This window comes from Mycobacteriales bacterium, from assembly GCA_035550055.1.
Lineage (GTDB): Bacteria > Actinomycetota > Actinomycetes > JAFAQI01 > JAFAQI01 > DASZTV01.
Genome location: DASZRO010000062.1, coordinates 44,097 through 52,323, shown reverse-complemented (window position 1 = coordinate 52,323; position 8,227 = coordinate 44,097). Strand labels below are relative to the sequence as shown.

6 protein-coding genes are annotated in these 8,227 nt (G+C 71.3%); all 6 read right to left on the bottom strand.

Features of this window, described 5'->3' with window-relative positions:
* Positions 1–58 precede the first annotated feature (58 nt).
* Genes pgl through tkt form a run of 6 tightly spaced genes read right to left on the bottom strand, consistent with a single transcriptional unit; the run spans position 59 to position 8,188 of the window.
* Positions 59–781: a 6-phosphogluconolactonase gene (gene pgl, locus VG899_09545; GenBank protein ID HWA66595.1), complete on the bottom strand. Its 723-nt coding sequence runs from the start codon at positions 779–781 to the stop codon at positions 59–61.
* On the bottom strand, positions 778–1,758 hold the full coding sequence (locus tag VG899_09540) for a glucose-6-phosphate dehydrogenase assembly protein OpcA (GenBank protein HWA66594.1): 981 nt from the start codon (positions 1,756–1,758) through the stop codon (positions 778–780). The genes pgl and VG899_09540 overlap by 4 nt, the downstream gene beginning before the upstream one ends.
* Before the next feature lie 25 nt (positions 1,759–1,783).
* Complete coding sequence (gene zwf, locus VG899_09535; GenBank protein HWA66593.1) at positions 1,784–3,322, bottom strand: glucose-6-phosphate dehydrogenase; 1,539 nt, start codon at positions 3,320–3,322, stop codon at positions 1,784–1,786.
* Positions 3,323–3,324: 2 nt separating this feature from the next.
* Entirely contained in the window at positions 3,325–4,944 is a 1,620-nt protein-coding gene (locus VG899_09530; GenBank protein ID HWA66592.1) for a glucose-6-phosphate isomerase, read from the bottom strand.
* Positions 4,941–6,056, bottom strand: coding sequence for a transaldolase (gene tal / locus VG899_09525; protein ID HWA66591.1), 1,116 nt, complete (start codon positions 6,054–6,056; stop codon positions 4,941–4,943). Before tal ends, VG899_09530 begins: the two co-directional genes overlap by 4 nt.
* Positions 6,057–6,106: 50 nt before the next feature.
* Positions 6,107–8,188 carry a transketolase gene (gene tkt / locus VG899_09520; protein HWA66590.1) on the bottom strand — a complete coding sequence of 694 codons (2,082 nt, stop codon included), beginning with the start codon at positions 8,186–8,188 and terminating at the stop codon, positions 6,107–6,109.
* Between the last annotated feature and the right edge of the window lie 39 nt (positions 8,189–8,227).

The window sequence follows — 8,227 nt, the reverse complement described above, 5'->3', positions numbered from 1 at the left end:
TGTCTTTCAGCCTCGCTGAAAGACCAACAACGTTGGGCTCGACGGGTACGGGAGTGGGTCAGAGGGCGGAGGCGGCGGCGCGGTCGAGCAGCCACTTCGTCGCGCTTCGGCCGTGGACGGCGGCGGCGGGCAGGTCTGCGTCGCCGGCGAGCGCTGCCTTCACCGCGGCGGCCTTCTCCTCGCCGGCCGCGATGAGCCAGACCTCCCGGGCCCGGTTGATCGTGGACAGCCCGAGCGAGATCCGGTTCGGCGGCGGCTTGGCTGCCCCCCGGACCGGTACGACGGACCGGTCGTCGCCGAGGCCCGCGGCCCCGGGGAACAGCGATGCCACGTGCCCGTCGGGTCCGACGCCGAGCAGCAGGATGTCGAAGGTGGGATCGCCTGCCGCATGCAGCTCGGCGGCGTACGCCGCGGCGGCGGCGTCGAGGTCGTCCGCAGGTTCGTCGTTGGCCGCCGCCATCGGGTGAACGCGCTGCGGGTCGAGCGGGACGTGGGCGAGGAGGGCTTCCCGCGCCTGGGTCTCGTTGCGATCCGGGCTGCCCGCCGGCAGGAACCGCTCGTCACCCCACCAGACGTCCAGCATCGCCCAGTCGATCGCGTCGCGCGCGGGCGCCGCGGCGAGCTCGCGAAGCGTGGCGCCGCCGATCCCGCCTCCGGTCAGCACGATCGAGGCGGTGCCACGCTCGGCCTGCGCGTCGGCGATCCCGCTGATGATCCGTGCCGCGACGGCCTGCGCGAGCAGCATCGCGTCCCGATGGACCGCGACGAGCGGCGCCGTCATGAGTCCGCGAGGGCCGGGTCCCGCCACACCAACACCCGCGACCGTGGCGTCGTGTCGACGCTCACGCCCGTGCTGTGGGTGAGCGCGTCGGCGTAGACCGGGTCGGGGTCCATGCGGCGCAGCTCCTCGGCGAGGAGGTCGCCGAGCTCGCGGCGCGGCAGCGGCAGCACCCGACGGTCTTCGTCTCCCCGGGTGAAGGTCGCCGACACCCCGTCCGGCCGGTCGATCCGGATCGGGCAGTCCTTGCCGTCGGGCTGTCGCATCACCACTTCGGCGGCGGTGATGCCCGGCCCGCCGGTCTCGTCGAGCGTGCTGGTCACGGACAGCCGCGAGCCGAGCCAGCCGGCCAGGAGGGCGGCCGTCGCGTTGCCCGCTGCGGCGGACACCGACGCGGAGACCGGCGTCCCGTCGATCCCGTCGAGGGCCGAGGCGAGAAGCGCGCGCCACGGCGTCGCGCGGGTCCAGACCAGATCGGTGTCACCGGACACGAAGTCGGCGGCGCGGGTCCGCAAGGCGTCCATCGGGGTGTCCGCGAGCGAGGAGTCGGTGACGCGCCGGTTCGCGAGCACGCCGAGCGCGTCGGTCGCGATCTCGGCCGGGGGAGGCCCGTGCCACCAGGTGACGACCGGCGCGTCCGGGGCCAGCAGCGGCAGCACGACCGACTCCGCGTGCAGCCCGAGCCGGCCGTACATGCGCATCACGACGGCCTCCGTCGAACCGAGGCGTCCGCCGATCTGCACTTCGGCGTCCAGTCGGCTCTCGGCGTTGATCGAGTGACGCACGATCATCACCAGCCGGCAAGGGTGGGCGGCCGCGGCGATGGTCGCTGCCTGCTCCGCCTCTTGCACCCGCCGCTCGTCGACGACGGCCACCAGCGTCAGCGCGAGCCCGGACGCGAGCGCACCGGCGGCCCGGCGCTCGGCGAGCAGGGCCTTCACGACATCGCTGCCGGTGGTGTCCCACAGTGTCGTCGCCATCAGTCGTCCACCGTCCAGTTGCCGGTCATGGGCGTCGCCAGGTGCGACCGTCCGCCGCGAGCATCTCGTCGGCGCCTCGGGGCCCCCACTCGCCGGCGCGGTACTTCTCCGGTTGAGTGCCCGCCCAGAACTCTTCGAGCTGGTCGATGACCTGCCACGACGCGTGGACCTCTTCGTTGCGCGGGAACAGCGTCGCGTCGCCGAGCAGGACGTCGAGGATGAGCCGCTCGTAGGCCTCGGGCGAGGACTCGGTGAACGCCTCGCCGTACAGGAAGTCCATCGACACGTCGCGCACTTCCATCGCCGAGCCGGGCACCTTCGACCCGAAGCGCAGCGTCACGCCCTCGTCGGGCTGGACGCGTACGACGAGCTGGTTGTGGCCGAGCTCGACGGTGTCGGTGACGTCGAACGGCAGGTGCGGTGCCGTCTTGAAGCTCACCGCGATCTCGGTGACCCGTCGCGGCAGCCGCTTGCCGGTACGCAGGTAGAACGGCACGCCCGCCCAGCGCCTGGTCTCGACGCCGAGGCGGACCGCCGCGTAGGTCTCGGTGCGGGAGTCCTTCGGGATGCCCTCCTCGTCGAGGTACGCCGGCACCCGTTCGCCGGCGAGCCAGCCCTGGTCGTACTGGCCGCGGATCGCGTAGCGAGCGAGGTTGTCCGGCAACGAGATCGCGTTGAGGACCTTCAGCTTCTCGGTGCGGATGGCTTCGGCGTCGAAGGAGACCGGCTCCTCCATCGCGGTCAGCGCGAGCAGCTGAAGCATGTGGTTCTGCAGCACGTCGCGCGCGGCGCCGGCGCTGTCGTAGAACGCCGCACGGCCGCCGATTCCGACGTCCTCGGCCATCGTGAACTGCACCGAGTCCACGTAGTTGGAGTTCCAGATCGGCTCGAACAGCGTGTTGGCGAAGCGCAGCGCCAACATGTTCTGCACCGTTTCCTTGCCCAGGTAATGGTCGATGCGGAACACGTCGGCGGGGGAGAACACCTCGTCGACCAGCGCGTTGAGGTCGCGGGCCGACGCGAGGTCGTGACCGAACGGCTTCTCGACGACGACCCGCCGCCAGCCGCCGGACTTCTCGTTGTCCGCCATGCCGGTGCGCTGCATCTGCTTGAGCACCAGCGGAAAGGCTGCCGGCGGGATCGACAGGTAGAACGCGGCGTTGCCTTGGATGCCGTGGCTGGTCTCGAGCTCGACGAGGCAGGTCGCGAGGTTGTCGAACGCCTCGTCGTCGTCGAAGGAGCCCGGCAGGAACTGCAGCGAGGCGGCCACCCGTTTCCAGACGTCCTCGCGGAACTCGGTGCGGGCGTGGTCCTGTGCGGACTTGCGGGCGAGGGACTCGAAGTCGCCGGTGTCCCAGTCGCGCCGCGCGAAGCCGAGCAGGGCGAAGCCGGGCGGCAGCAGACCTCGGTTGGACAGGTCGTAGATCGCCGGGATCAGCTTCTTGCGCGCCAGGTCACCGGTGATGCCGAACACGACGATCGCGCACGGCCCGGGGACACGCGGCAGCCGCCGGTCACGCGGATCACGCAGCGGGTTGCCCGCGGTGCCCGATGGAACGGTCACACCTAGCCCTTTCGCGCGGCCTTGAGCAGCGCCGCGATGCCCGCGGCGCGGTCGGTCAGGTGAAGGCGTACGGCGGGGCGCGACCGGGCGCGCAACGCCTGGAGGTCGCCGAGCGCCTGCGCCATCTGGAGCCGGCCGAAGCTGAACGGCTGACCGGGGATCGCGACGTCGGTCGTGACCGCGCCGGTGATCTGAAGGAACACGCCGACTGGCGGGCCGCCTTTGTGGAACTGGCCGGTCGAATGCAGGAACCGCGGGGCCCAGCCGAAGGTAACCGGGTGCGGGATGCGCGCCGCGAGAGCGGCGCGGATGCCGGCCGCGTCGTGGTCGGCGAGCCGGTCGAGGTAGGCCATGACGGCGAGGTAGCCGGAGGCGGGAACCGCGGCGAGCAGCGCATCGATCACGCCGGCGAGGTCGGTCGCTCCCGCGAGGTCGTCCGCGTCGGCGTAGACCTCGACCGGGCCGTCGGTGAACGCGGGGGTGCCGGTCGGCAGGTCGCCGTCGCCGGCGGCTTCGAGCACGGCTTTCGTGTTGTCCTTCGACTCCTGCACGTTGGGCTGGTTGAACGGGTCGATGCCGAAGATCCGGCCGGCGACCGCGGTCGCGAACTCCCAGGCGAGGAACTGGGCGCCCAGCGGTCCGTCGACCGAGGTGCCGACGCTCGGTGCGGTCGCGCCGATGGTGACCAGATGGGTGTCGGCGAGTGGGGTGAACCCGGCAGCATCGACGGACTCGACCACCACCGGCAGCAGCCCCCGCCCGGACTTGCCCGTCGACTCGGCGATCAGCTGCTCGGCCCAGTCGCCGAAGCCGACGATCGTGGAGCCACCGTCGGCGATGACGACCTTGTCGTGACCGTCGACGCCGAGCCCGCCGAGCGCGGCGCCGAGCGCGACCGCCGCGTTGCCGTAGTCGCCCGACAGCGTGGCGAAGACCGCCTCCGCGGCGTCGAGCAGCTCCCCGACGGGTACGCCGGCAAGCCCGCTGGGGACCAGCCCGAACGCGGTCAGCGCGCTGTATCGGCCGCCGACGTTCGGGTCCGCTTCGAAGACACGGTATCCCGCGTCAGTGGCGATCCGGTGCAGCGGCGATCCCGGGTCCGTGACGACGACGATGCGCTCGGCGGGATCGATACCGGCGTCGCGAAACGCCTGTTCGTAGGCGCGCCGGTGGCTGTCGGTCTCGAGGGTGCCGCCGCTCTTGCTGGACACGACGACCACGGTGCGCTCGATCCGGTCGTGAAGGGCCGCGCCGACCTGACCCGGATCCGTCGTGTCGACGGTGACGAGCTCCACGCCGTACGTCGCGGCGATGACTTCCGGGGCCAGCGACGACCCGCCCATCCCGGCGAGTACGACGTGATCGACGCCGCGGCCGAGCAGGTCGGCCCGCAGCTGTTCGATCTCCGCGACCAGCGGACGCGAGACGGTGGTGCAGTCGAGCCAGCCGAGCCGGACGGTGGCCTCAGCGGCGGCTTCGGGTCCCCACAGCCCGGCGTCCTTGCCGGCGATGCGCGCCGCGACGCCCATGTTGTCGGCGAGCGCCCGGTCGCGGGCGGCGACGACGTCGGTGCCGGCGAAGGTGACGGTGACGCCGCCTGCGGTCACGCTGTCCGAGCTCACTTGGCGGCAGCCAGCTTCTCGAGCTCCTGCTTCGTGGACTCGGTGAGCTCGTTCCAGGAGGCGACGAACTTCCCGACGCCTTCGTCCTCGAGGAGCTGGACGACGTCGTCGAAGTCGATGCCGACGTCCGCCAGTGCGTCCATCACCTCGTGGGCGTCGGCGTAGTTGGGCCGGATCGTGTCGCCGGTCACCTTGCCGTGATCGGCGACCGCGTGGATCGTCGGCTCCGGCATCGTGTTGACCACCCCGTCGGTGACCAGCTCGACGACATACATCGTGTCGTCGTAGGACGGGTCCTTGGTCGAGGTCGACGCCCACAGCGGTCGCTGCGGTTTCGCGCCGGCCTCGCGCAGCGCCCGCCACCGGTCCGTGTCGAGCTTGCGTTCGTAGAGCTCGAAGGCGAGCCGGGCGTTGGCGATCGCGGCCTTGCCGCGCAGCGCCTTGGCCTCGTCGCTGCCGATCTTGTCCAGCCGGGCGTCGACCTCGGAGTCGACCCGGGACACGAAGAACGACCCGACGGATCCGATCTTCGACAGGTCGTGACCGGCCAACCGGGCGCGCTCGATGCCGTCGATGAAGGCGTCGAGGACCTCGGCGTACCGCTCCAGGGAGAAGATCAGCGTCACGTTGACGCTGATGCCTTCGGAGAGCACCTGCGCGATCGCCGGCAGGCCCGCCTTCGTCGCCGGGATCTTGATGAACAGGTTGGGTCGGTCGACCAGCCACCACAACGCTCGCGCCTCCGCGCTCGTGGCCTCGGTGTTGTTCGCCAGCGCCGGGCTCACCTCGATCGAGACGCGACCGTCGACGCCGCCGCTGGCCTCGTACGCGGGACGGAGCACGTCGCACGCTTCGCGGACGTCGAAGGCGGTGATCGCACGCAGTGCCTCCTCGACGGTGACGCCGCGGGTGGCGAGGTCGCGCACCTGGTCGTCGTAGGTCTCGCTCCCGCTGATCGCCTTCTGGAAGATCGTCGGGTTGGTCGTGATCCCCACGACGTGGCTGTCGCGGACCAGGCCGGCGAGGTTGCCCGTGGCCAGCCGGGACCGCGAGAGGTCGTCCAGCCAGATCGCGACCCCCGTGTCGGACAGCTGCTTGAGCGCGTCGGTCATCTGTACCGCTCCTTGTGTCGAGGTCCCGGGTGGTGTTCGCGGTGGTCGGGCTAGTTGCCGGTGGTCGATCCCTTGGTGGCACCGACCTTGGACAAGCTGGCGTGCGCGGCGGCGACGACGCGGTCCGCGGTGAAGCCGAACTGCTCGAACAGGATCTGGTACGGCGCGCTGGCGCCGAAGTGCTCGATCGACAGGCATTCACCGTGGTCGCCGACGAAGTCGCGCCACCCCATCGCGACGGCCGCCTCGACGGAGACCCGGGCCCGGATCCGCGGCGGCAACACCTCCTGCTGGTAGGCAGCGTCCTGCGCCTCGAACCATTCCCGGCAGGGCATCGAGACAACGCGCGTCGGCGTGCCATCCGCCTCGAGCCGCTCCCGGGCCTCGAGCGCGATCGGCACCTCACTGCCGGTCGAGATGATGATCACCTCCGCGGTGCCGGTCGATGCCTCCGCGAGCACGTAAGCGCCGCGTGCGACGCCCTCGGCGGAGGCGTGCGTCGCGCGGTCGATGACCGGCAGGTTCTGCCGGCTCAGGATCAGCCCCGCCGGGCGGTCGGTGTGCTCGATGATCGTGCGCCAGGCGACGGTGGTCTCGGTGGCGTCCGCCGGACGCACCACGTCGAGTCCGGGGATGGCCCGCAGCGAGGCGAGGTGCTCGATCGGCTGGTGGGTCGGGCCGTCCTCGCCGAGGCCGATCGAGTCGTGGGTCCAGACGTAGGTCACCGGCAGCTTCATGAGCGCGGCGAGCCGCACCGACCCGCGCATGTAGTCCGAGAACGTCAAGAACGTCCCGCCGAACACGCGGGTCCCGCCGTGCAGCGTGATGCCGTTCAGGATCGCGCCCATCGCGTGCTCCCGGATCCCGAAGTGCAGGACACGACCGTACGGCGAGCCGCCGTGCGCCTCCGGCAGGAAGGAGTCCGCGCCGTGGATGCCGGTGTTGTTGCTCTCGGCGAGGTCGGCCGAGCCGCCCCACAGCTCGGGCAGCGCGGCGGCGAGCTCCTGGATGACCGCTTCGCTGGCCTTGCGGGTCGAGATCGATGTCTCGCCGGCGAAGTCGGGGAGCTTGGCGTCCCAGCCGGCCGGCAGCTTGCGCTCGCTGATCCGCTGTAGCTCGGCGGCGCGGGCCGGATCCGCCTTGGCCCAGCCGTCCATCTGCTCCTGCCACGCTGCGTGGGCGGCGCGGCCGCGGTCGACCACCTGGCGGGTGTGGGCCAGGACCTCCTCCGGGCAGTAGAACGAGACCGCCGGGTCGAACCCGAGGATCTCCTTCGTCTTCGCGATCTCCTCGGCGCCGAGCGCGGCGCCGTGCGCCTTCCCGGTGTTCTGCTTGGTGGGGGCGGGCCAGCCGATGATCGACCGGACGACGACCAGGGTCGGCCGCTCGGTCTCGGCGCGGGCGGCAACGAGCGCGTCGTACACGGCCTGGACGTCGTTGACGTCAGGCACGTGCAGCGTGTGCCAGCCGTAGGCCTCGTAGCGGGCGGCGACGTCTTCGGAGAAGGCGACCTTGGTGTCGCCCTCGATCGAGATGTGGTTGTCGTCGTAGAGCACGACCAGGTTGCCGAGCTGCTGGTGCCCGGCGATCGAGCTCGCCTCGCCGGAGATGCCCTCCTCCATGTCGCCGTCGGAGGCGAAGCACCAGATCGTGTGGTCGAACGGGCTCTCACCCGCCGCCGCGTCCGGGTCGAACAGGCCGCGCTCGTAGCGGGCGGCCATCGCCATGCCCACCGCGTTGGCGACGCCCTGGCCGAGCGGTCCGGTCGTGACCTCGACGCCCGCGGTGTGGCCGTGCTCCGGGTGACCCGGCGTGAGCGAGCCCCACTGCCGGAGCAGCTTCAAGTCCTCGATCGTCAGGCCATAGCCGGACAGGAACAGCTGGATGTAGAGCGTCAGGCTGGAATGCCCGCAGCTGAGCACGAACCGGTCGCGGCCCAGCCAGCCCGGGTCGGTGGGGTCGTGGCGCAGCAGCCGCTGGAAGAGCAGGTACGCCGCCGGGGCCAGGCTCATCGCGGTGCCCGGGTGCCCGTTGCCGGCCGCCTCCACGGCGTCCATGGCCAGGCCGCGGATCACCTTCACCGCCAGGTCGTCGGTCTCGGTCCAGTCGAGCCGATCGCTCGTTGCGGTCACCGCTTTGGTCTCCTGTCAGTTGATCAAGCCCGAGCGTAG

Coding starts and splice junctions, on each gene's coding strand:
- tal (HWA66591.1), bottom strand. CDS start 6,056: ATGACCGACGCGCTCAAGCAGCTGTCCGACACGGGGGTCGCGATCTGG.
- VG899_09540 (HWA66594.1), bottom strand. CDS start 1,758: ATGGCGACGACACTGTGGGACACCACCGGCAGCGATGTCGTGAAGGCC.
- pgl (HWA66595.1), bottom strand. CDS start 781: ATGACGGCGCCGCTCGTCGCGGTCCATCGGGACGCGATGCTGCTCGCG.